Annotated in this window: 22 protein-coding genes; 13 read left to right on the forward strand and 9 right to left on the reverse strand. The window is 58.3% G+C overall.

Features of this window, described 5'->3' with window-relative positions:
- Positions 1 to 17 precede the first annotated feature (17 nt).
- From OK142_RS14310 to OK142_RS14340, 7 genes are all read left to right on the forward strand, one after another.
- Positions 18 to 323 carry a 4a-hydroxytetrahydrobiopterin dehydratase gene (locus OK142_RS14310; RefSeq protein ID WP_137038327.1) on the forward strand — a complete coding sequence of 102 codons (306 nt, stop codon included), beginning with the start codon at positions 18 to 20 and terminating at the stop codon, positions 321 to 323.
- Between the two features lie 51 nt (positions 324 to 374).
- Entirely contained in the window at positions 375 to 755 is a 381-nt protein-coding gene (locus OK142_RS14315; RefSeq protein WP_003492451.1) for a YkvA family protein, read from the forward strand.
- A gap of 297 nt (positions 756 to 1,052) precedes the next feature.
- Complete coding sequence (locus tag OK142_RS14320) at positions 1,053 to 1,556, forward strand: invasion associated locus B family protein (RefSeq protein ID WP_035241199.1); 504 nt, start codon at positions 1,053 to 1,055, stop codon at positions 1,554 to 1,556.
- A 266-nt stretch (positions 1,557 to 1,822) separates the two neighbouring features.
- Positions 1,823 to 2,995 carry a dual-specificity RNA methyltransferase RlmN gene (gene rlmN, locus OK142_RS14325; protein WP_077998729.1) on the forward strand — a complete coding sequence of 391 codons (1,173 nt, stop codon included), beginning with the start codon at positions 1,823 to 1,825 and terminating at the stop codon, positions 2,993 to 2,995.
- Between the two features lie 108 nt (positions 2,996 to 3,103).
- Complete coding sequence (locus OK142_RS14330; protein ID WP_498683448.1) at positions 3,104 to 4,057, forward strand: ABC transporter substrate-binding protein; 954 nt, start codon at positions 3,104 to 3,106, stop codon at positions 4,055 to 4,057.
- Between the two features lie 100 nt (positions 4,058 to 4,157).
- The gene (locus tag OK142_RS14335; protein ID WP_498683449.1) at positions 4,158 to 5,039 is read left to right on the forward strand and encodes an ABC transporter permease; all 882 of its coding nucleotides are present in this window, start codon (positions 4,158 to 4,160) and stop codon (positions 5,037 to 5,039) included.
- Positions 5,036 to 5,830 (forward strand): ABC transporter ATP-binding protein, encoded by a 795-nt coding sequence (locus tag OK142_RS14340; protein ID WP_498683451.1) that lies wholly within the window; start codon positions 5,036 to 5,038, stop codon positions 5,828 to 5,830. The genes OK142_RS14335 and OK142_RS14340 overlap by 4 nt, the downstream gene beginning before the upstream one ends.
- 40 nt (positions 5,831 to 5,870) lie before the next feature.
- Here the strand turns inward: OK142_RS14340 and OK142_RS14345 are convergent, their stop codons facing one another.
- Together OK142_RS14345 and OK142_RS14350 are read right to left on the reverse strand one after the other, a co-directional pair.
- Positions 5,871 to 6,518 carry a LysE family translocator gene (locus OK142_RS14345; RefSeq protein ID WP_035241920.1) on the reverse strand — a complete coding sequence of 216 codons (648 nt, stop codon included), beginning with the start codon at positions 6,516 to 6,518 and terminating at the stop codon, positions 5,871 to 5,873.
- A 128-nt stretch (positions 6,519 to 6,646) separates the two neighbouring features.
- A complete protein-coding gene (locus OK142_RS14350; RefSeq protein ID WP_498683452.1) occupies positions 6,647 to 7,501 on the reverse strand; it encodes an SDR family NAD(P)-dependent oxidoreductase in 855 nt (284 codons plus the stop codon).
- A gap of 320 nt (positions 7,502 to 7,821) precedes the next feature.
- Here OK142_RS14350 and OK142_RS14355 point away from each other — a divergent pair, with 320 nt between their 5' ends.
- A complete protein-coding gene (locus OK142_RS14355; protein WP_035222091.1) occupies positions 7,822 to 9,045 on the forward strand; it encodes an argininosuccinate synthase in 1,224 nt (407 codons plus the stop codon).
- A 57-nt stretch (positions 9,046 to 9,102) separates the two neighbouring features.
- Here the strand turns inward: OK142_RS14355 and OK142_RS14360 are convergent, their stop codons facing one another.
- The 3 genes from OK142_RS14360 to OK142_RS14370 all read right to left on the reverse strand — a co-directional run bounded on the left by OK142_RS14360 (position 9,103) and on the right by OK142_RS14370 (position 11,321).
- Positions 9,103 to 10,299 carry a multidrug effflux MFS transporter gene (locus OK142_RS14360; protein ID WP_313608077.1) on the reverse strand — a complete coding sequence of 399 codons (1,197 nt, stop codon included), beginning with the start codon at positions 10,297 to 10,299 and terminating at the stop codon, positions 9,103 to 9,105.
- Positions 10,300 to 10,304: 5 nt separating this feature from the next.
- On the reverse strand, positions 10,305 to 10,763 hold the full coding sequence (locus tag OK142_RS14365) for a MarR family winged helix-turn-helix transcriptional regulator (protein WP_082183091.1): 459 nt from the start codon (positions 10,761 to 10,763) through the stop codon (positions 10,305 to 10,307).
- 132 nt (positions 10,764 to 10,895) lie between these two features.
- Complete coding sequence (locus tag OK142_RS14370; protein WP_498683455.1) at positions 10,896 to 11,321, reverse strand: hypothetical protein; 426 nt, start codon at positions 11,319 to 11,321, stop codon at positions 10,896 to 10,898.
- A 176-nt stretch (positions 11,322 to 11,497) separates the two neighbouring features.
- On the opposite strand from OK142_RS14370, the gene OK142_RS14375 reads away from it, so the two are divergent.
- From OK142_RS14375 to ppa, 4 genes are all read left to right on the forward strand, one after another.
- Positions 11,498 to 13,558, forward strand: a complete 2,061-nt coding sequence (locus OK142_RS14375; protein WP_498683457.1) for a M3 family metallopeptidase — start codon at positions 11,498 to 11,500, stop codon at positions 13,556 to 13,558.
- 161 nt (positions 13,559 to 13,719) lie between these two features.
- Positions 13,720 to 15,540, forward strand: coding sequence for a translational GTPase TypA (typA, locus tag OK142_RS14380; protein WP_003492424.1), 1,821 nt, complete (start codon positions 13,720 to 13,722; stop codon positions 15,538 to 15,540).
- Positions 15,541 to 15,756: 216 nt separating this feature from the next.
- Positions 15,757 to 16,263, forward strand: a complete 507-nt coding sequence (locus tag OK142_RS14385; protein ID WP_003492423.1) for a GNAT family N-acetyltransferase — start codon at positions 15,757 to 15,759, stop codon at positions 16,261 to 16,263.
- A 167-nt stretch (positions 16,264 to 16,430) separates the two neighbouring features.
- Positions 16,431 to 16,964, forward strand: a complete 534-nt coding sequence (gene ppa, locus OK142_RS14390) for an inorganic diphosphatase (protein ID WP_003492422.1) — start codon at positions 16,431 to 16,433, stop codon at positions 16,962 to 16,964.
- Positions 16,965 to 16,969: 5 nt separating this feature from the next.
- On the opposite strand, the gene OK142_RS14395 is transcribed toward ppa, so the two are convergent.
- Both OK142_RS14395 and OK142_RS14400 read right to left on the reverse strand, forming a co-directional pair.
- Positions 16,970 to 17,281 (reverse strand): DUF167 domain-containing protein, encoded by a 312-nt coding sequence (locus OK142_RS14395; RefSeq protein ID WP_313613471.1) that lies wholly within the window; start codon positions 17,279 to 17,281, stop codon positions 16,970 to 16,972.
- On the reverse strand, positions 17,278 to 17,568 hold the full coding sequence (locus OK142_RS14400; protein ID WP_003492418.1) for a YggT family protein: 291 nt from the start codon (positions 17,566 to 17,568) through the stop codon (positions 17,278 to 17,280). Before OK142_RS14400 ends, OK142_RS14395 begins: the two co-directional genes overlap by 4 nt.
- A 137-nt stretch (positions 17,569 to 17,705) precedes the next feature.
- On the opposite strand from OK142_RS14400, the gene OK142_RS14405 reads away from it, so the two are divergent.
- Entirely contained in the window at positions 17,706 to 18,938 is a 1,233-nt protein-coding gene (locus OK142_RS14405) for an MFS transporter (protein WP_498683463.1), read from the forward strand.
- 12 nt (positions 18,939 to 18,950) lie between these two features.
- Here the strand turns inward: OK142_RS14405 and OK142_RS14410 are convergent, their stop codons facing one another.
- Together OK142_RS14410 and OK142_RS14415 are read right to left on the reverse strand one after the other, a co-directional pair.
- The gene (locus OK142_RS14410; RefSeq protein ID WP_498683464.1) at positions 18,951 to 19,682 is read right to left on the reverse strand and encodes a glutamine amidotransferase; all 732 of its coding nucleotides are present in this window, start codon (positions 19,680 to 19,682) and stop codon (positions 18,951 to 18,953) included.
- Positions 19,672 to 20,160 carry a tellurite resistance TerB family protein gene (locus OK142_RS14415; protein WP_003492415.1) on the reverse strand — a complete coding sequence of 163 codons (489 nt, stop codon included), beginning with the start codon at positions 20,158 to 20,160 and terminating at the stop codon, positions 19,672 to 19,674. Before OK142_RS14415 ends, OK142_RS14410 begins: the two co-directional genes overlap by 11 nt.
- Between the last annotated feature and the right edge of the window lie 9 nt (positions 20,161 to 20,169).

A 20,169-nucleotide genomic window follows, 5' to 3' on the forward strand; every position in this document is an offset into this window, starting at 1 on the left:
ACGCGGAGGTAATAACCATGAAATATCCCAGACTTGAGCAGGACGCCATCCGGGAGGAGCTTTTAAAACTGGAAGGCTGGTCTTTGCGGGAAGATGGCGCGGCGATCGTCAGGTCGTTCAAGTTTTCGAGCTTTGCGGAGGCCTTCGGTTTCATGGCGGAGTCCGCTCTTGCGGCTGAAAAGCTCAACCATCACCCGGAATGGTCCAATGTCTATTCAAGGGTGAAGGTCTGCCTCACCACCCATGATTCGCAGGGTGTGACCGAGCGGGATTTTCTTCTGGCCGGGGCCATGCAGAAGGCCGCTGCGGGCCGGGGGAATTGAACGGCGGGCCATAAGTCCCATATAATAGCCGTGACCGGAGGACCGTCGATCATGGATGATGTGAAAATCGGTGAAATTCTTCTGCCAGGCGAAAACGACAGGCAGGAAGAGCGCGAAAGCGTCGTGCGTGCCAAATTCTGGCCGAAGCTGAAGCGCGTGATGACGAAGGTGCCGTTCGCGCGCGACGCAGCGGCTGCCTATTATTGCGCGATCGACCGTGACACACCGCTGCGCGCCAAGGGCATCATTCTGGCCGCTCTTGCCTATTTCATCATGCCGATGGATGCCGTGCCGGACGTGCTGGCGGTCATCGGTTTTACCGATGACATCGCGGTTATCACCGCCGCTTTGGCCATGATCCGCGCCCATATCAAGATGGAACATTACGACGCGGCCGACGCCATGCTGAAACGACAGCAGGAAGCTGAGTAACGCCTCTGTGATGTGGCGCACCGGCAGAGCCCGGCAGGTGACAAATTCTTGCCTGAATTTGTGTGTCATACACATGACGGAAGGACGTGCCACGCCCTTCTCCTCAGGGTGCTGGGAGTCGCCGATCTGTAACACTGCAAGACGTTTTCGGCATTTTATGCGTGTTGTTGACGGTTTGGTAACCGCTTCCTGACCACAATGAGAAAAGACGATCCGCACCTGAACGTGGCCGATCCATAAAATGGAGCCCGCCGCTGCTTCGGGCCAATGGAAGACAATAACCCGGCAGGAAATTCTATGTTTGTAAGAAGTGTAGCAACCGCAGTGGCCATTTTGCTGACCAGCGTCGGCGTAGCATCTGCACAGTCGCCCACGCGCATCCAGCAGTTCAATGCATGGGGTGCCTATTCGTACAAATCGGGCAACAGCACCGTCTGCTACGTTCTTTCCATTCCGACCGCCAAGGAACCGGCAAGCGTCGATCACGGCGATATCTTCTTCATCGTGTCGCAGCGTCCGGGCCAGAACATCTCCTATGAGCCGCAGGCCATGGTGGGTTACCCGCTGAAGCAGGGTTCCAAGGTCAATGTGACGATCGACAACAAGAACTTCGTCATGTTCACCAAGGACAAGGCTGCCTGGGTTGAAAACGCTGCAGAAGAGCCGGCTCTCGTGGCTGCCATGAAGGGCGGCAAGTCGATGACCGTCAAGGCCACCTCCGGCCGCGGCACCGCGACGTCCTATTCCTATTCTCTCTCGGGCATTTCGGCTGCTCTCAAGCAGATCGAGAGCTGCAAGTAACTCAGACGCTTTACTGCGTTTTGTGATGGCCGGTCATTGACCGGCCATTTGCGTTTTTGACAATTTGATGCTAAAGGCGCGGCAACATTGACAGGCGGATGCGCGAAAAGTGCTCCGCCTTTGATTTTCTCGACATGCAGACGATTTTCCGCCTATCCGACAGGCCGGTCGTGCGATGCATTGGATGATGGGATAGCGTGATGTCCGTAATGCAAGCCCCTGCCGGTCTGGCAGTCAAAACCCCGCTGATCGCCAATAGCGATCTCATGTCCGGCAAGCCGTCGCTGATCGGTTTGACGCGTGAGGAAATGGGCGAGGCGCTGGCCGAAATCGGCGTGCCGCAGAAGCAGGTGAAGATGCGCGTCAGCCAGTTGTGGAACTGGCTTTATGTGCGCGGCGTCTCCGATTTCGACAATATGACCAATGTCGCCAAGGAGCTTCGCGAGAAGCTGAAGGCGGCCTTCACCATCGCCCGCCCGGAAATCGTCGAAGAGCAGATCTCCAATGACGGCACCCGCAAATGGCTGATGCGTTTTCCGCCGCGCGGGGCGGGACGTCCTGTCGAGATTGAGACTGTCTATATTCCCGAAGAAGGTCGCGGCACGCTGTGCATTTCCAGCCAGGTGGGCTGTTCGCTGACCTGTTCCTTCTGTCACACTGGCACGCAGCGCCTGGTGCGAAACCTGACGGCCGAGGAAATCCTTGCCCAGCTTCTGCTCGCCCGCGACCGTCTCGGCGATTTTCCCGATGGGTCGACACCGGTTGGCGCCTATGTGCCAAGCGAAGGCCGCAAGGTCTCCAACATCGTGATGATGGGGATGGGCGAACCGCTCTATAATTTCGAACATGTGAAGACCGCTCTTCTGATCGCGACCGATGGTGATGGCCTGTCGCTTTCCAAGCGTCGCGTCACCCTGTCCACCTCCGGCGTCGTGCCGGAAATCTTCCGCACCGGCGACGAAATCGGCGTCATGCTGGCGATTTCTCTGCATGCGGTGCGTGACGATCTGCGCGACATGCTGGTGCCGATCAACAAGAAATATCCGCTGAAGGAGCTGATCGAGGCCTGCCGCAACTATCCGGGTCTTTCCAATGCCCGCCGCATCACCTTCGAATATGTGATGCTGAAGGATGTGAATGACAGCCTGGAAGACGCCAAGATGCTGGTTCAGCTTCTGAAAGGCGTTCCGGCCAAGATCAACCTCATTCCGTTCAACCCTTGGCCGGGCACGAACTACCAGTGCTCGGAGTGGGCGCAGATCGAAAAGTTCGCAGATTTCATCAATCAGGCGGGTTATGCCTCGCCGATCCGCACACCGCGCGGCCGTGACATTCTCGCCGCCTGCGGCCAGCTGAAGTCGGAATCGGAGCGCATGCGCAAGACGGAGCGGCTGGCTTTCGAGGCGATGATGATCGCCAATCACGGCGCGGACGACTGAATAAGTCACAACTACGCCAGAAAGCTTGGTTTGCGGCGGTTCTACGATTGATTTCGAGCTGTCTTGTTTCTAATAAGACGGCAATAAGAAACCAACTGGAGGATACCCATGCGCGCATTCATTCTGGCGCTCGCAGCCGCGAGCGCCCTCGTTCTGCCGGCGAAGGCTGAAAACGTCACCGTTGCCGTCACCGCCATTGTCGAACACCCGGCGCTTGATGCCGCACGTGACGGCGTCAAGGCAGCTCTTGCTGAGGCCGGCTACAAGGAAGGCGAGAACCTCAAGTTCCTTTACGAGTCCGCGCAGGGCAATCCCGGCACCGCAGCGCAGATCGCGCGCCAGTTCGTGGGGGAAGCCCCCAACGTCATCGTGCCGATCTCCACGCCGTCGGCACAGGCTGTCGTTGCGGCGACGCGCGATATTCCGGTCGTCTTCACGGCCGTTTCCGATCCGGTCGGCGCACAGCTCGTCAAGAGCATGGAAAAGCCCGGCCGCAACGTGACCGGCCTTTCCGACATGCTGCCGGTTGGCGAACATCTGGCTCTCATCAAGGAAATTTCGCCGAACGCCAAGTCCATCGGCTTCATCTACAACTCGGCCGAGGCCAACTCCGCTTCCACTCTCGCACTGCTGAAGGCTGAAGCCGAAAAGGCTGGCCTGAGGATCGTCGAATCCGTTGCCACCAAGTCCGCTGAAGTTCAGGGCGCAACACGCGCGCTGGTCGGCAAGGCGGACGTGATCTACGTTCCGACCGACAACACCATCGTTTCCGCTTTCGAGGCGGCGGCCGGCGTTGCAGCGGAAGCCAAGATCCCGCTTTATGCCGCCGATACGGATTCCGTCGCGCGCGGTGCGGTTGCTGCCCTCGGCTTCAACTATTTCGACGTTGGCAAGCAGACCGGCGCCGTGGTTGTCCGTATCCTCAAGGGTGAAAAGCCGGGCGACATTCCGGCAACCGTTGCTGTCGGTACGGATCTGGTGATCAACAAGAAGGCCGCTGAAAAAGCAGGCGTCACCTTCCCGGAAAGCGTGACCAAGCGCGCCACCAAGGTCATCGACTAACAACCGAACTTCGGGCGGCGGCAAACCCGCCGCCCGCTTTGCGCGGCACGAAAACAATGCCCGCATCCGCCGACGTGGCGGCAATAACAAGGACATTACCGTGAGCCAAATCGCCTTCTGGGGTGCCGTGGAGCTGGGACTGGTCTTCGCTTTCGTGGCGATCGGCGTCTATCTCGCTTTCCGCGTGCTTGATTTTCCTGATCTGACCGTTGACGGTTCGTTTCCGCTCGGCGCTGCCGTGGCGGCCGTGCTGATCATTTACGGTCTCAATGCCTGGGTCGCGACGGCGATTGCCATGGTTGCGGGCGCAGCCGCGGGCATCATTACGGCCACGCTCAACGTCCGCTTCAAGATACTCAACCTGCTTGCGTCTATCCTGACAATGATCGCGTTGTTTTCGGTCAATCTCCGTGTGATGGGGAAACCGAATGTGGCGCTGCTCAATCAGGATACGATGATCTCGCCATTCTATGGTCTTGGCCTTTCCGAATATCTCGTGCGGCCGCTCTTTGTCGGTGCGCTGGTGGTGATAGTGGTCATTCTCGTCTGGCGTTTCCTTGAAAGCGATGCCGGACTTGCCATGCGGGCGACGGGCGCCAATGCGCGGATGGCGCGGGCTCAGGGTGTGAAGACCGGCAACCAGATCTATCTCGGCATGGCGCTTTCCAATGCGCTGGTCGCTCTCGGCGGCGCGCTGTTTGCGCAGACCAACGGTTTTGCGGATGTGACCTCGGGTGTCGGCACCATCGTCGTCGGGCTTGCGGCCGTCATCATCGGTGAAACGCTGTTCGGCGCACGGGGCATTCTGATTGCGCTGATCGGCTGTGTTTTCGGCTCCATCGCCTATCGCCTTGCCATCCAGCTCGCTTTGTCGAGCGATGTGCTGGGTCTCAAGGCATCCGATCTCAATTTCGTAACGGCGGTATTGGTGGCCATCGCATTGATCCTGCCCCGATTGCGCCGCGGGGGAGCAACATCGTGATTTCCCTTTCCGATATCCAGGTCGTATTCGGGCGCGGCACGCCGCTGCAAAAGCAGGCGCTGGCCAAGATCGATCTCACCATTGAGACCGGTTCCTTCGTGACGGTCATCGGCTCGAACGGGGCTGGAAAATCCACGCTGCTCGGTGTTCTGGCGGGGGATGTCCTGCCGACGGCCGGAAAGGTGATGATCGGCGGCGCCGATGTAACCCGCAAGCCGACCGCGAGCCGGGCTGGACGCGTGGCGCGTGTGTTTCAGGACCCGCTGGCGGGCAGCTGTGGCGCGCTGACGATCGAGGAAAATCTGGCGCTTGCGGCATCACGCGGAGAGCGTCGCGGTTTGTTGCCGGCGCTTGGGCGCGGCAGACGGGATTTCTTCAAGGAGCGGATCGCTTCGCTCAATCTCGGCCTGGAAAATCGCCTGAAGGACCGCATGGACCTCTTGTCCGGTGGGCAAAGGCAGGCTGTCTCGCTGGTGATGGCGACGCTTTCCGGCTCGGATGTGCTGTTGCTGGATGAACATACGGCAGCGCTCGACCCTGGTATGGCGGAATTCGTGATGGAACTGACCCGCAAGGTGGTCTCCGAGCGCAAGCTGACAACGCTGATGGTCACCCACTCCATGCGCCAGGCGCTGGATTATGGCGACCGCACCATCATGCTGCATGCCGGTGAAATCGTGCTCGACGTATCCGGTGAAAGCCGCAAGGGGCTAGAGGTCGAGGATCTGATCGACATGTTCCGCAAGATACGCGGCCAGACGCTCGACGATGACGAATTGCTGATCGGCTGATTGTTTGAAAAGGCGCCCGAGGGCGCCTTTTTGTTTGCCGTCAGCGCGCTTGCGTGAAGAGAATCTTGAAGGCGAAAATCGAAAAGACGCCGGCGATCGTATAGTCCAGCCCGCGCAGAACCTTCCTGTTGCGTTGCAGCCAGGCGGAGAGAACATCGGCGGCGATAACGATACCGATGCCGATCGGCAGCGCCACGATGATGGACCAGAGCCCAAGAAAAATCAGCTTGCCGGTGACGTGCGGATCGGAGGCGCTGACGAATTGCGGCAGGAAGGTCATGAAGAAGATGATGATCTTCGGGTTCAGGAGATTGACCCAGATGCCGTTCAGCAGGGCGGATTTCAGGGAGGCCTGCGTTTTCTCGCCGGTGGTCTTGACCATCACGAAATCCGAACCCTTGCGGATCGCCTGAATGGCGAGCCAGACGAGATAGGCGGCTCCGCCGGTCTTGAGGACCATGAAGGCGGTCGGTGAGGCGACGATGAGGGCGGCAACGCCGAAAGCGACGAGCATCGTGTGCACGGTAATGCCGATATTGGTTCCGAGAAGCGTCATGAAACCAGCCGTGCGGCCTTCGCGCAGGGACCGGCTGATCCACAGCGTCATGTCGGGTCCCGGCGTTACCGCCAGGAGCAGAATGGCAATGGTGAAGGCGGCAAGTGTTGGCAGGCTTGGAACGAAATCCATCGCGGCACCCATGAAATCTGGAGATTGCCGTTGCTTAACGCGATTTCGCGTTTCTGCCAATGTTTTTGCGCGGTGGTGTATTGGTGTGAAAGCCGCCGCAATATCAAAATCGCGACGGCTCAGAATGCTCAGTTTTTCAGGAAGCTGGTGAAGGCGGCGGAATATTCCGTGTGCCAGCGCGACAGCGGCGGACGGTTCTGCACGATATCCTGAGCGGCCCAGAGAATACGCTTCTCGTCCGTCGGGCGATCCACTTCGCCATCGGGGCAAAGGATGTAGAAATCGCCCTTGCCGATACTGTCGACCATGAAGTCGACGGTCTGTTCGCCGGTCCACGCCCCTGCCGGCTTTTCCGTCCTGCCATGCGCCGTCAGGCCCGTAAAGACGAAGCCAGGGATCAGGAGATGGGCGGAAACTGCGCCGTTCGGAATATTGCGCAGTTCATGCTGAAGCGCTTCCGTGAAAGCTTTGACACCCGCCTTGGAGACATTATAGGCGGGATCGCCGGGCGGGGTAGTGATGCCCTGTTTCGAGCCTGTATTGATGATGAGCGACGCCTCGCCATGGGCGATCATGCCCTGCCCGAAGACGCGGCTGCCATTCACCACGCCCATCAGGTTGACGTTGATGACTTTTTCCCAATTGGCCTGCGGGCCGAAAATGGCGCTTCCCGGCTGAATGCCGGCATTGTTCATCAGCACGTGAACCCGCCCGAAACGCTGGATGACAGCACGTTCCAGCGCTTCCAGCTCATCGAGTTTCGAAACGTCGGTGGGGATTGCGACGATCTGCGCCTCGCCGTCCTTTGCGACGGCCAGAATATCCGCGTGTGCTGCGGCGAGCCTGTCGCCGTCGAGATCGGCGAGCACAACGCTCATGCCGAAACCGGCGAATTTGCGCGCGGCGGCAAGTCCGATGCCGGATGCCGCACCGGTGATGACGGCGACATTATCTTCCTTGAATGCGGGGTGGATGGTCGTCATAGGTTTCTCCTTCGCGTCGTTTTGTGCTGTTTCCAGCCGTTTGCAACGTTGCCTGAACCCTGAGTGGCTTCATTCACGGTCTTCAAGTCGATCGAGACACTCCCATGTTAAAGCGCGAAATTCCATAATGCATGTGACAATCCCTTCGTTCCAGTCATGAAGAGCCGGTCGCTTGCATTTGGCCATTCTCGCCATTCGTTGTTTTGTCGCGCATCTTTTCCGAAAATCGCTTCACAGTTTTGGGGTTGCACTGTAAAAGTGCCGAAATCCCAAGGAAATGGCGGTACCCCGATGCCGTCATCATGCAGATGGACATCATTATGGCACTCCCGAAAGACGTTAAGAAAGTCGTTCTCGCCTATTCCGGCGGCCTCGACACCTCGATCATCCTGAAGTGGCTTCAGACGGAACTCGGCGCTGAGGTCGTGACCTTCACCGCCGATCTCGGCCAGGGCGAAGAGCTTGAGCCGGCGCGCAAGAAGGCCGAGATGCTGGGCATCAAGGAAATCTTCATCGAGGACGTCCGCGAAGAGTTCGTACGTGATTTCGTTTTCCCGATGTTCCGTGCCAACGCCGTTTATGAAGGCGTCTATCTGCTCGGCACCTCCATTGCCCGTCCGCTGATTTCCAAGCACCTGATCGAGATCGCCAAGAAGACCGGCGCCGACGCCATTGCGCATGGCGCCACCGGCAAGGGTAACGACCAGGTCCGTTTCGAGCTTTCGGCCTATGCGCTGAACCCGGATATCAAGATCATCGCCCCCTGGCGCGACTGGACGTTCAAGAGCCGTACCGACCTCCTGAACTTCGCCGAACAGCACCAGATCCCTGTTGCCAAGGACAAGAAGGGCGAAGCGCCTTTCTCGGTTGACGCCAACCTTCTGCATTCCTCCTCCGAGGGCAAGGTTCTGGAAGACCCGGCACTGGAAGCTCCGGAATATGTGCATATGCGCACCATCTCGCCGGAAGCGGCCCCGGACAAGGCAACCGTCATCAAGGTCGGTTTCCGCAAGGGCGATGCCTGCTCCATCAACGGCGTTGAAATGTCGCCGGCCACGCTTCTTGCAACGCTCAACAATTACGGTCGTGAAAACGGCATTGGCCGTCTCGATCTCGTTGAGAACCGTTTCGTCGGCATGAAGTCGCGCGGCGTTTACGAGACGCCCGGCGGCACCATTTTGCTGGCCGCGCATCGCGCCATCGAGTCCATCACGCTTGACCGGGGTGCTGCCCACCTCAAGGACGAGCTGATGCCGCGTTACGCCGAACTGATCTATTACGGTTTCTGGTTCTCGCCCGAGCGCGAAATGCTTCAGGCCCTGATCGACAAGAGCCAGGAACATGTGGAAGGCGAAGTGACGCTGAAGCTCTACAAGGGCAACGTCATGGTAACCGGCCGCGAGAGCGCCAAGTCGCTCTATTCCGACGCGCTGGTAACCTTCGAAGACGACCACGGCGCTTACGACCAGAAGGATGCGGCGGGCTTCATCAAGCTCAATGCGCTGCGCCTGCGTACCCTGGCCAAGCGTAACCTCAGCAAGTAATTTTCACTGAGGTACAGATAAGAAAAACCCGCAGGCGGGAACGCCTTGCGGGTTTTTTCACGTCTGTCTTTTGGAGACGATCCTGAAGCCGATGTAGCTTGCGACTGCTGTAAACTCCATCACCGGGATGATGATACCGAAGCCGGTGAGAGGCGAGCCGATCAGGGAGGCCGTGGCCCCGCCCGCAAAACCCGATCCCATCTGGATGAAACCCATCATGGCCGATGCCGAACCGGCAATGTGCGGGAAGGGCGCAAGCGCGGCCGTTACCATCGAGGGCGTCAGCAAGGCGATGCCGACTGTCGCTACCGCCACGGGACCCATGATGGAGAGGAAGGACGGCGGCACCAGGAACACCGACAGCATGATGAGAAGGCCACCCGTGCCGGAAAAACAGAGGCCGAGCATGACCGAACGGCGGTCGCCCAGCCGCGGTGCGATATAACGCAGGGCGATGGAGCCGAAGAAATAAGCGCCGGTCTGCATCAGCATGCCAATGCCGAAGGCTGTGGGGGACATGCCGACTTCGTTGATAAGGATGAAAGTCAGCATGGTCGCCTGCGCATAAAGCGCGCCGATGGAGCCGCCGAGCACGAGCGCGGCCAGAAGAAAACGCGGTTGCGCCAGCAATGCACCGTAGGCTGACAGGAGGTGGCGAGGGCGGATCAGGTTTTTATCCGGCCTCGTCGTTTCGCGCAGGAAAAACACCACGGACAGGATGGCGATAGCTCCAAGGCCGGCCATCAGGAAAAATACCGATTGCCAGCCGAAAACCGCAAGCGAGAGGCCGCCGATTGTCGGGCCCATGGCGGGACCGACGGCCAGCATGATGCCGATGAGGTTCATGATGCTGGAGGCTTCCGCGCCGGTGAACTGGTCGCGTACCACGGCGCGCGCCACCGTCATGCCGACGGAGGCGCCGATGCCCTGGACAAGCCGGGCGAAAAGCAGCACCTCAATTGTCGGGGCAAGGATGGCGAGCAAGCCGCCGCCGAGAAAGATCGACAGGAAGACAAGGCTTGCCTTGCGCCGTCCGAAGGCGTCGGATGCCGGCCCGGCAAGCAACTGCGCGATGGCGAAACCGGCGAAATAGAGGGAGAGGCTGAGTTTTACGGAGGACTCTGTTGTTGCGAAAACCCGTGTCAGCTCCGGCATGGCCGGCGTGTAGATCGCCATGGAAATGGGCGCAAGCGCCGTCAGCAAAGCTCCAAGCATTGCCGTGCGCTTTGTGGACATGATCGTTTTTGACGACATTGCGATCAGCAGTTCTGGCCAGGCTGTTCTGGCTGCAGATTGTTGCGCAACGTCTGCAGGAAGCTGCGGAAGAGCGCAACTTCCTCTTCGTTCAGCCCCTGTGTGGCATGAAGAACGAGCTGGTCGATTTCCTGCCGCACGGCTTCCAGCATGTCGGTAGAAGCCTTCGTCAGCACGATGCGCTTGGAACGTCTGTCCTGCGGGTCCTGCTGGCGCTCGATGAGATCGAGAGATTGCAACTTGTCGAGATAGGCGCAGATCGTCATGGGTTCGATCCCGAGACGGGCAGCGATGTCCGATTGCTTGCTGCCATCGACAACGGCAACCGTCAGCAAGGCTCTCGCCTCGCCGGGGGTCAGGCCCAGTCCGGCTTCAGAAATACGGCGCTCAAAAGCACTGTTCAGCAGCCGCGCGCCGCTGTTCAGCAAAAATGCCAGTGAGTCTTTTTCGCGTTTCGTGCCCATGCTTTGCCTTTTCGTAAGTCAGCCTTACTAAATTCCGGGCGATAAGCAATGGTACGCAAATCATATTGTCGAAAATCGAGTAAAGTATTTGTCAATTAGGGTGCAGCATGTGCCGTACCATTGCGATAATCATCACGTCGAAGTTAAAAAAGACAGCACATCATGCATTTTCTCTATGTCATCCGCAGTGCCGATGGACCGGGCAATCTCCACCTTGTGGGAAAAATAGGTCTGAAAGTCGAAATCCGTGTCGTCCGTCACGTCGGTTATATCGATCACGTCGCCATTGGCGTTCAGTGTCTGAGCGGGCAGTTCTGACGAAAGCTCAAGCCAGGTCTCATGGCTTATTTTCCCCGCGTCGTAATACTCCCGAGCGATTTCCCGCAATTCCCGGGGGCTGACACGGGTGAAGTCGATGCGATTGATCGTCTCTTCGAAGCCGGTGGCTGTGTCGGACTGGGCTGCCTTGCCGAAATCGGTGCTGTCTACAGGTCTGGCGTTTCTGGAATTGTCTCTGAAAAGGAAATTATTAGAGGCTCTTAAAGAATAAATCTCCATAATACATATCTCCATCATGGGATATTATTGCGATGAATCAGACCATGCCGTTGCCCGGCCGGTCAATACTTTGCGGCGACGGCATCTGGGTATTCCACACCAAAATCCGGCATATTGAATTGGCGGTGGAGGCGTGCCCATATGGGCTTAAACCGGAATTGTACAAGGAAGATGAAATGCCATCCAAGACCGCGCCCTATCCCGCACTCGTTACCTGGAACGGTTACAACGGTCTGCCAAAATTCGAAGCGGTCAAGGATGAGGATTTCGGCCCGGCCTTCGACGCAGCACTTCTGTCTCACGAGCAGGAAATCGATGCGATTGCCGGCAATCCGCAGGCACCGACCTTTGAAAACACCGTGACGGCGCTCGAAATCGCAGGTGATGAGCTTTCGCGCATCTCGGCCCTGTTCTGGAACAAGGCGGGCGCTCACACCAATGGCAACATCCAGACGCTGGAGCGGGAAATCGCGCCGAAAATGTCGCGGCACTATTCCAAGATCGGCATGAACGAGGCGCTGTTCAAACGCATCGATACGCTGTGGGAAAAGCGCGAGTCGCTTGCCCTGACAAATGAGGAAAAACGCGTTCTCGAACGGCATTGGAAGGGCTTCGTGCGCTCCGGTGCCAAGTTGCAGAAGGACCGCCAGGAGCGGCTCGCCGCGATCAACGAAGAACTTGCCGGCCTCGGTGCCAAGTTCGGGCAGAATGTGCTGGCGGATGAAAAGAACTGGAAGCTTCTGCTTTCTGCGGAAGACGAGCTTGCCGGCATTCCCGGTTTTCTGCGAGACGCGATGGCGGGTGCCGCACGCGAGCATGGTGAAGACGGAAAGTTCGCCGTCACCCTTTCCCGCTCCATCATCGAGCCATTCCTCACCTTTTCCGAGCGCCGTGATTTGCGCGAACAGGCCTTCAAGGCATGGGTGGCGCGTGGTGAAAACGGTGGCGAAACCGACAATCGCGATATCGTCCACCGCACGCTGGAACTGCGCGAGGAAAAAGCGAAGCTTCTCGGCTATGAGAATTTCGCGGCCTACAAGCTTGATGACACGATGGCGAAAACGCCGGATGCGGTGAACGGCCTTCTGGGGCAGGTCTGGGAAAAGGCCGTGATGCGCGCGGGTGAAGAAGAGGCGGAGCTTGCCGCCATCATCACGCAGGAGGGCAAGAACCACGAGGTCATGCCCTGGGACTGGCGTCACTATGCCGAAAAACTGCGGGCGCAGAAATTCAGCTTCTCAGAGGCTGAGTTGAAGCCCTATCTGCAGCTGGAAAAGATCATCGAGGCCTGTTTCGATGTGGCCAACCGGCTCTTCGGAATTCGGGCTGTCGAGGTCAAGGATGTCGCTGCCTATCACCCGGATGTGCGGGTTTTCGAAATCCGAGACAACAACGGCGATCTGAAAGCCATGTTCCTTGGCGATTATTTCGCCCGTCCCTCCAAGCGTTCCGGCGCATGGATGAGTTCGTTCCAGTCGCAGCACAAGCTGCCTTTGAAGAACGGCACGGTCGGCGAAATACCGATTATCTACAATGTCTGCAATTTCGCGAAACCGGCCGAGGGAAAACCGGCGCTGCTGTCGCTGGACGATGCGCGCACGCTGTTTCACGAATTCGGTCACGCCCTGCACGGCATGCTGTCCAATGTCACCTATCCTTCCGTCTCAGGAACGGGCGTCTCGCGCGATTTCGTCGAATTGCCTTCGCAGCTTTACGAGCATTGGCTGACGGTTCCGGAAAATCTGGAAAAATACGCGCTGCATTACGAAACCGGTGCGCCGATGCCGAAGGCCTTACTGGACAAAGTTCTGGCCGCCCAGACCTTCAATGCCGGTTTCAGCACGGTCGAGTTCACTTCTTCGGCAATCGTCGACATGGCGTTCCACACCCGGGAAAGCGTGAGCGACCCCATGGTCGTGCAAGGCGAGGTGCTGTCCGCCCTCAACATGCCGAAGTCCATCGTCATGCGGCACGCGACGCCGCATTTCCAGCACGTGTTTTCCGGCGATGGCTATTCTGCCGGTTATTATTCCTACATGTGGTCGGAAGTGCTGGATGCTGACGCCTTTTCAGCCTTCGAGGAGACCGGCAATCCCTTCGACGGCGAGATGGCGCGCAAGCTGAAGGATAATATCTACTCGGTTGGCGGCTCCATCGATCCGGAGGAGGCCTATCTTGCTTTTCGGGGCAAGATGCCGAGCCCGGACGCCATGCTTTTGAAGCGCGGCCTCGTATAACAGCCCGGTGTAAAGACTGTCATATTTCTGAGCTAGAACCTGAGCGCAGGGGCCTTATGACAAGGCCCCCCTTTCGCATTTGCAAAAAAAAGGTTATGAGCGCGCCAAACTAAATTGGCGTATCTCCTGATAGTAGCGCCCAACCTCAGAGATTTTGAACAATGGCACTTCGCAACATCGCGATCATCGCGCACGTTGACCATGGAAAAACGACGCTCGTGGACGAGCTTCTGAAGCAGTCCGGCTCGTTCCGCGACAACCAGCGTGTCGCCGAGCGCGTGATGGATAGCAACGATCTCGAAAAGGAACGCGGCATCACCATTCTCGCCAAGGCGACCTCGGTGGAGTGGAAGGGTGTTCGCATCAACATCGTCGACACCCCCGGCCACGCCGACTTCGGCGGTGAAGTCGAGCGTATCCTGTCAATGGTGGACGGCGCGATTGTTCTGGTCGATAGCTCGGAAGGCCCGATGCCGCAGACCAAGTTCGTGGTCAGCAAGGCGCTGAAGGTCGGTCTTCGCCCGATCGTTGCGATCAACAAGATCGACCGTCCGGATGGCCGCCATGAAGAAGTCATCAACGAAGTCTTCGACCTCTTCGCAAATCTCGATGCCACCGATGAGCAGCTCGACTTCCCCATCCTTTACGGTTCGGGCCGTGACGGCTGGATGAACGTCAACCCGGAAGGTCCGAAGGATCAGGGTCTTGCGCCGCTGCTCGATCTGGTTCTCGAACATGTTCCGGAGCCCACGGTTGAAGAAGGTCCGTTCCGTCTGATCGGCACGATCCTTGAAGCCAACCCCTTCCTCGGTCGTATCATCACCGGCCGCATCGCCTCCGGTTCCATCAAGCCGAACCAGGCCGTGAAGGTGCTTGGCCAGGATGGCAAGACGATCGAAACCGGTCGTATTTCCAAAATCCTCGCCTTCCGCGGCATCGAGCGCACTGCGATTGACGAAGCCCATGCGGGCGACATCGTTGCCATTGCCGGTCTGTCCAAGGGTACTGTCGCCGACACCTTCTGTGACCCCTCGGTCACTGAAGCGATGACCGCACAGCCGATCGATCCGCCGACCGTCACCATGTCCTTCATCGTCAACGACAGCCCGCTCGCCGGCACCGAAGGCGACAAGGTAACGTCGCGCGTCATCCGCGACCGTCTGTTCAAGGAAGCCGAAGGCAACGTCGCGCTGAAGATCGAAGAGGCCGAAGGCAAGGATTCGTTCTTCGTGTCCGGCCGTGGCGAATTGCAGCTGGCGGTTCTGATCGAAACCATGCGTCGCGAAGGTTTCGAGCTCGCCGTTTCGCGTCCGCGCGTCGTCATGCACAAGGATGAGAACGGCACCCTGCTGGAGCCGATCGAAGAAGTCGTGATCGACGTCGATGAAGAGCATTCCGGCGTCGTCGTTCAGAAGATGTCCGAGCGCAAGGCTGAAATGGCCGAGCTTCGTCCTTCCGGCGGCAATCGCGTTCGTCTGAAGTTCTATGCCCCGACCCGCGGCCTGATCGGCTACCAGTCGGAACTTTTGACCGACACGCGCGGCACGGCAATCATGAACCGTCTGTTCCACGACTATCAGCCCTTCAAGGGCCAGATCGCCGGTCGCGTCAACGGCGTTCTGCTGTCGAACGGTTCGGGCGAGGCAGTCGCTTACGCCATGTTCAACCTGGAAGATCGCGGCCCGATGATCATCGAGCCGGGTGAGAAGGTTTACGCCGGCATGATCATCGGCATTCACACACGCGACAACGATCTTGAGGTGAACGTGCTGAAGGGCAAGCAGCTGACCAACATCCGCGCCGCCGGCAAGGATGAAGCCGTGAAGCTGACGCCGCCGATCCGCATGACGCTCGATCGCGCCCTTTCCTGGATCCAGGAAGACGAACTGATGGAAGTGACGCCGAAGTCCATCCGTCTGCGCAAGATGTTTCTGGACGCCAACGACCGCAAGCGTTTTGAAAAGGCAAAGCTCGCTGTCTGATTGCGGCTTGTCGTCACGAATTTGGAAAAACCCGGCTTCGAGCCGGGTTTTTTTATGCCCATGTTTTTATTTGTGCATGAGTCGAAAGATGCTTGTGCCAAAGGTTAAGGATGCGTTAATTTTTATCGGTCGTCCACATGAATAGGCTGTGGGTAAGCTTGCCGGCGTTAACCTTTATGACTGGTAAGTTTCCGTGGCCGGGGCCAGAATCGCGTTATGAAAACGTTATCCATCGATGTTCGCCGGGCCGAACCGCATGATGCGCGCGCCATCTCCGAGGCGCACCGTCTGTCGTGGCAACAGGCCTATGCGGGGCTTATCCCGCACAGGCCGTTGACGCAGATGCTGGAGCGCCGTGGCGAAGTCTGGTGGAAGAAGGCGACCAAAGGCTCCGCTACCATGCTGGTGGTAGAAGTGGCCGGTGTAGTTGCCGGATATGCGACGCTGGGCCTCAGCCGTGCGCGCGGGCTGCCGCATGACGGCGAGATTTATGAACTTTATCTGCGGCCGGAATATCAGGGCATCGGGCTCGGCTCGTTGCTGTTCACCGAGGCGCGCCGGCTGCTGAGATCGCTCGGATGCAACGGCATCGTTGTGTGGTGCCTTGAAGACAGCGACGTCGCCAATCGGTTTTTCCGTTCGCATGGCGGCCGGGATATTGCCGAGGGCATGGAAGACTTCGACGGCAAGTCGCTGCGCAAAGTCGGCTTCGTCTGGAACTGATAAAACTACCGGTGGATGCCGCCCGGTTTCGTTTTTCCTGCCGGCCATGCGCAATCGCGATACCCTCAAATCTTGCATTCTGCCTTATCCGCCCAAAGCCATGTTGCAATGCGGCGACTTTCCCAGTATCGAAAACCAAATCCAACCCGTCGAATTGAGGGAAGCGAATGCGTATCGATGCAATTTCCATAGGCAAGAACCCACCGGATGACGTGAATGTTATCGTTGAGGTGCCGGTCGGTGGCCATCCGATCAAGTACGAAATGGACAAGGACGCCGGTGCGCTGATCGTCGATCGTTTCCTCTACACGCCGATGACCTATCCGGGTAACTATGGCTTCGTGCCGCACACGCTGTCCGACGATGGCGACCCGATTGATGTTCTCATCTGCAACACCCGTCCGCTGGTTCCAGGCTGCGTGATCAACGTTCGTCCCATCGGCGTGATGATCATGGAAGATGACGGCGGCAAGGACGAGAAGATCCTCGCTGTGCCGGCTCCCAAGCTGACGCGCCGTTACGACAAGGTCCACAACTACACCGACCTGCCGGAAATCACGCTGAAGCAGATCGAGCATTTCTTCGAGCACTACAAGGATCTGGAGCCCGGCAAGTGGGTGAAGATGGGCGGCTGGCAGGATGTCGACGTCGCCAAGAAGCTGATCGTCGAAGCCATTGAGCGCTACAAGGCGCAGGGCTGATTGGCTTAACCTGTCAGCGTTTTAAAAAGCTTTTCGAAATCCTCCGGGTCGGTATCGATCCGGAGGATTTTTTTACGCGCTGTTTCGCCTGAAATGACGGTGATCGTAGATTTGGGCAGGCCGAGTTTTTTTGCCAGCAAAACAATCAGGGCCCTGTTCGCCTTGCCACCTTCCGGCACGGCGCTGACGCGGACTTTCAGATGCGCGTTTCCGTCCGCATCCTGTTCCACGCCGTCAATCGCATCCCGCCCGCCATTCGGCGTGAGGCGAACCGACAGGCGGACATGACCATCGTGCTTTTGCCAGAGGCCACTCAAACGGTCATCGGATAAAGCGTGTTCCACATGAAGGAGCGGATGAAGAAGATGATCAGCAGCAGGATGATCGGCGAAATGTCGATGCCGCCGAGATTGGGCAGAATGCGGCGGATGGGGCGCAGGGCCGGTTCCGTGACATTGACCAGGAAACTCCCAATGGCATTCACGAACTGGTTGCGGGAATTGATGACGTTGAAGGCGTAAAGCCAGGAAAAAATGGCGCTGGCAATCAGCACCCACGTATAGAGGTTCAAGGCCAGATCGATGGTCTGAAACAGGGCAAGCATCAATATCTCCGTATCTTGGTTGCTAGACATTTAGACATTCGCTCGTGAACCGGCAAGTGTTGCGCCAGGAGGGCTGGCGATTCTTGTCGTATCGCTCTATTGCAAACGTCTCATATTGTCTTGCGAGCACCCAGCCGATGTCCCTGCCTTCTGCCGAAAACCGCTTCGGTGCATTCCGGCACAGTTCCTATCGCCGTTTTTTCAGCGCCCGGTTTTTCTCGGCCTTCGCCATTCAGATCGTCAGCGTTTCCGTCGGCTGGCAGATGTATGAGGTCACCGGCAATGCATTTTATCTCGGTCTGATCGGTCTTTTCCAGTTTCTGCCGTCATTGCTTTTGATCCTCGTCACGGGAACAGTCGCCGACAGGCATAACCGCCGGCGTATCATGGCCATCTGCCTCATGATCGCGGCCGGCTGCGCTGTGGCTCTGCTTGGCTTGACGATAACGCACAGCTTTTCGCCCTGGCCGGTCTTCGCCATTCTGGTTGTGTTCGGCATAGAGCGGGCATTCATGGGGCCGGCTGTGCAGTCGCTTGCACCCAATCTCGTGCCGGTCGAGGATTTGCCGAATGCCATTGCCTGGAATTCCTCGTCCTGGCAAATGGCATCCATTCTCGGCCCCGTTGCCGGCGGTCTGCTTTATGGGCTCGGCGCATCCGTTGCCTATAGCGTGGCATTCGTGCTCTTCATCGTGTCCGCGGCGCTCGCCGTGACGATCCGAAAGCCTGAGCAGCGCGGCCCGGCGAAAGCCATCAGCCTCGAGACCATGCTGGCCGGGTTCAAATTTATCTCGCAGGAAAAAGTCGTTCTCGGCGCCATTTCGCTCGATCTTTTTGCCGTCCTGCTGGGCGGCGCTGTCGCTTTGATGCCGATTTTTGCCAAGGAAGTGCTGACACTCGGGCCATGGGGTCTCGGGCTTCTGCGTGCGGCACCCGGTATCGGCGCAATTACAGTTGCGGTCATTCTGGCATTCAGGCCCATCCGCCACCATGCTGGTCTGCTGATGTTTGTTGGTGTCGGGTTTTTCGGTATTTCCACGGTAGTGTTCGGACTTTCCGAAACCGCATGGGTGTCGATTGCCGCATTGGTGGTGATGGGCGCATCGGACATGGTGTCCGTTTATGTGCGGGAAACGCTGATTGCACTCTGGACGCCGGATGAGGTGCGCGGGCGCGTGAATGCGGTGAACATGGTCTTCGTCGGAGCCTCCAACGAGCTGGGAGAATTCCGCGCCGGCACCATGGCCCATGTGGTCGGAGCCGTGCCCGCCGTCGTCATCGGCGGGGCGGGCACGCTTGCCGTCGCGGTCATCTGGGCGCTCGGCTTTTCAAAGCTGCGCAGGATCGACAATCTGGATGCGCCGAACTGACGGGAGATTGCCTCAGCGCTGCGCCTTGCCTTCGAAAACCAGATCAAGGAAATTGCCGAGCCATGAACGGAGCGGCGTGTCGAACAACATGCGTCCTTCGAGATGCTGGCTGCCCACCTGTGCATTGGGCATGCCGAACCGTTGCGCGCCGCGCACCACCCAGCTGTGCATCATGGCGCGGGTCAATTCGGCATGAAATTGCAGGCCCCAGGCGTTCTTTCCGTATCTATAGGCCTGATTGGGATAGGTCTCGCCTGACGCCAGCAGCTCGGCCCCTCGCGGAAGCTCGAAGCCCTCGCGGTGAAAATGGTAGACCATCTTCGGCCAATGCGGCATCAGCAGCCGCCCGTGTTCGGTGGCGTGAAGCGGATACCAGCCGATCTCCACCTTGCCTTCCCTGTCAGCCTCCACCTTGCCGCCCAGATGTTTGGACAGCATCTGCGCGCCGAGACAGATGCCGAGAAAGGGCTTGTTTTCCTTCAGCGGCACCTTCAGCCAGTCAATTTCGGCTTTGACATAATCATGCGGGTCATTGGCGCTCATCGGGCCGCCGAAGATGATCGCGCCCGCATGTTTCTCCAGCGTTTGCGGCAGGTCATCGCCGAGCGCGGGGCGCCTTATATCCAGCCTGTAGCCCTTTTCCACCAGCATCTGGCCGACGCGGCCGGGCGTGGAGCGTTCCTGATGCAGGACGATGAGCAGTGAAGGTTGTTTTCCCTGTTGCCTGGAAGGGTCAAACAGCATCGTCTTCGTTTTCGCTTTCTTCAGCGGGCCCGGACCTCGTGGCGGCCTGCTGACGTTGCAGAACCCTGTCGCGCACGGAAACACCGAGCAGATCGGCCACACGCCAGATCACATGATCTTCCATTTCGCTTCGTTCGCCGTCAGCGTAAACAATATCCCAGAGGATGCCAATAAGCTCTACACGCTGATCTTCGTCGAGATGGCGGCGGATATCGGTGGTGAAGCGGTAATAGTCAACGGCTTCCTTGCCGGCCTCCTGGCCTGCGGCAAGAAGCGCGTCCAGCTTGCCGGCGTCGAGACTGTAATAGTCCTGGAGGATTTCGCGAAGGCGGTCACGCTCGCTTTTCGAGACGGTGCCATCGGCTTCCATCACCTGAAAGCAGAGGGCGGCGACCGCCACCCTCAGATCATCCGGGCTGAATTCATCCGTGTGCTGGCCAACGAGGTTCTGAATAAACGACTGTATTTGGTTGAACATCGATAGCCT

The organism is Agrobacterium sp. BT-220-3 (assembly GCF_025910175.1).
Classification (GTDB): domain Bacteria; phylum Pseudomonadota; class Alphaproteobacteria; order Rhizobiales; family Rhizobiaceae; genus Agrobacterium; species Agrobacterium oryzihabitans.

Bases quoted from the DNA above. Each gene is read 5' to 3' on its own strand.
- OK142_RS14310 (WP_137038327.1), top strand. From the start codon at position 18: ATGAAATATCCCAGACTTGAGCAGGACGCCATCCGGGAGGAGCTTTTA.
- OK142_RS14375 (WP_498683457.1), top strand. From the start codon at position 11,498: ATGCCATCCAAGACCGCGCCCTATCCCGCACTCGTTACCTGGAACGGT.
- rlmN (WP_077998729.1), top strand. From the start codon at position 1,823: ATGTCCGGCAAGCCGTCGCTGATCGGTTTGACGCGTGAGGAAATGGGC.
- OK142_RS14315 (WP_003492451.1), top strand. From the start codon at position 375: ATGGATGATGTGAAAATCGGTGAAATTCTTCTGCCAGGCGAAAACGAC.
- OK142_RS14365 (WP_082183091.1), bottom strand. From the start codon at position 10,763: ATGGGCACGAAACGCGAAAAAGACTCACTGGCATTTTTGCTGAACAGC.
- typA (WP_003492424.1), top strand. From the start codon at position 13,720: ATGGCACTTCGCAACATCGCGATCATCGCGCACGTTGACCATGGAAAA.
- OK142_RS14350 (WP_498683452.1), bottom strand. From the start codon at position 7,501: ATGACGACCATCCACCCCGCATTCAAGGAAGATAATGTCGCCGTCATC.
- OK142_RS14345 (WP_035241920.1), bottom strand. From the start codon at position 6,518: ATGGATTTCGTTCCAAGCCTGCCAACACTTGCCGCCTTCACCATTGCC.
- OK142_RS14370 (WP_498683455.1), bottom strand. From the start codon at position 11,321: ATGGAGATTTATTCTTTAAGAGCCTCTAATAATTTCCTTTTCAGAGAC.
- OK142_RS14355 (WP_035222091.1), top strand. From the start codon at position 7,822: ATGGCACTCCCGAAAGACGTTAAGAAAGTCGTTCTCGCCTATTCCGGC.
- OK142_RS14415 (WP_003492415.1), bottom strand. From the start codon at position 20,160: ATGTTCAACCAAATACAGTCGTTTATTCAGAACCTCGTTGGCCAGCAC.
- OK142_RS14385 (WP_003492423.1), top strand. From the start codon at position 15,757: ATGAAAACGTTATCCATCGATGTTCGCCGGGCCGAACCGCATGATGCG.
- OK142_RS14360 (WP_313608077.1), bottom strand. From the start codon at position 10,299: ATGTCGTCAAAAACGATCATGTCCACAAAGCGCACGGCAATGCTTGGA.
- OK142_RS14405 (WP_498683463.1), top strand. From the start codon at position 17,706: ATGTCCCTGCCTTCTGCCGAAAACCGCTTCGGTGCATTCCGGCACAGT.
- OK142_RS14400 (WP_003492418.1), bottom strand. From the start codon at position 17,568: ATGCTTGCCCTGTTTCAGACCATCGATCTGGCCTTGAACCTCTATACG.
- ppa (WP_003492422.1), top strand. From the start codon at position 16,431: ATGCGTATCGATGCAATTTCCATAGGCAAGAACCCACCGGATGACGTG.
- OK142_RS14320 (WP_035241199.1), top strand. From the start codon at position 1,053: ATGTTTGTAAGAAGTGTAGCAACCGCAGTGGCCATTTTGCTGACCAGC.
- OK142_RS14410 (WP_498683464.1), bottom strand. From the start codon at position 19,682: ATGCTGTTTGACCCTTCCAGGCAACAGGGAAAACAACCTTCACTGCTC.
- OK142_RS14330 (WP_498683448.1), top strand. From the start codon at position 3,104: ATGCGCGCATTCATTCTGGCGCTCGCAGCCGCGAGCGCCCTCGTTCTG.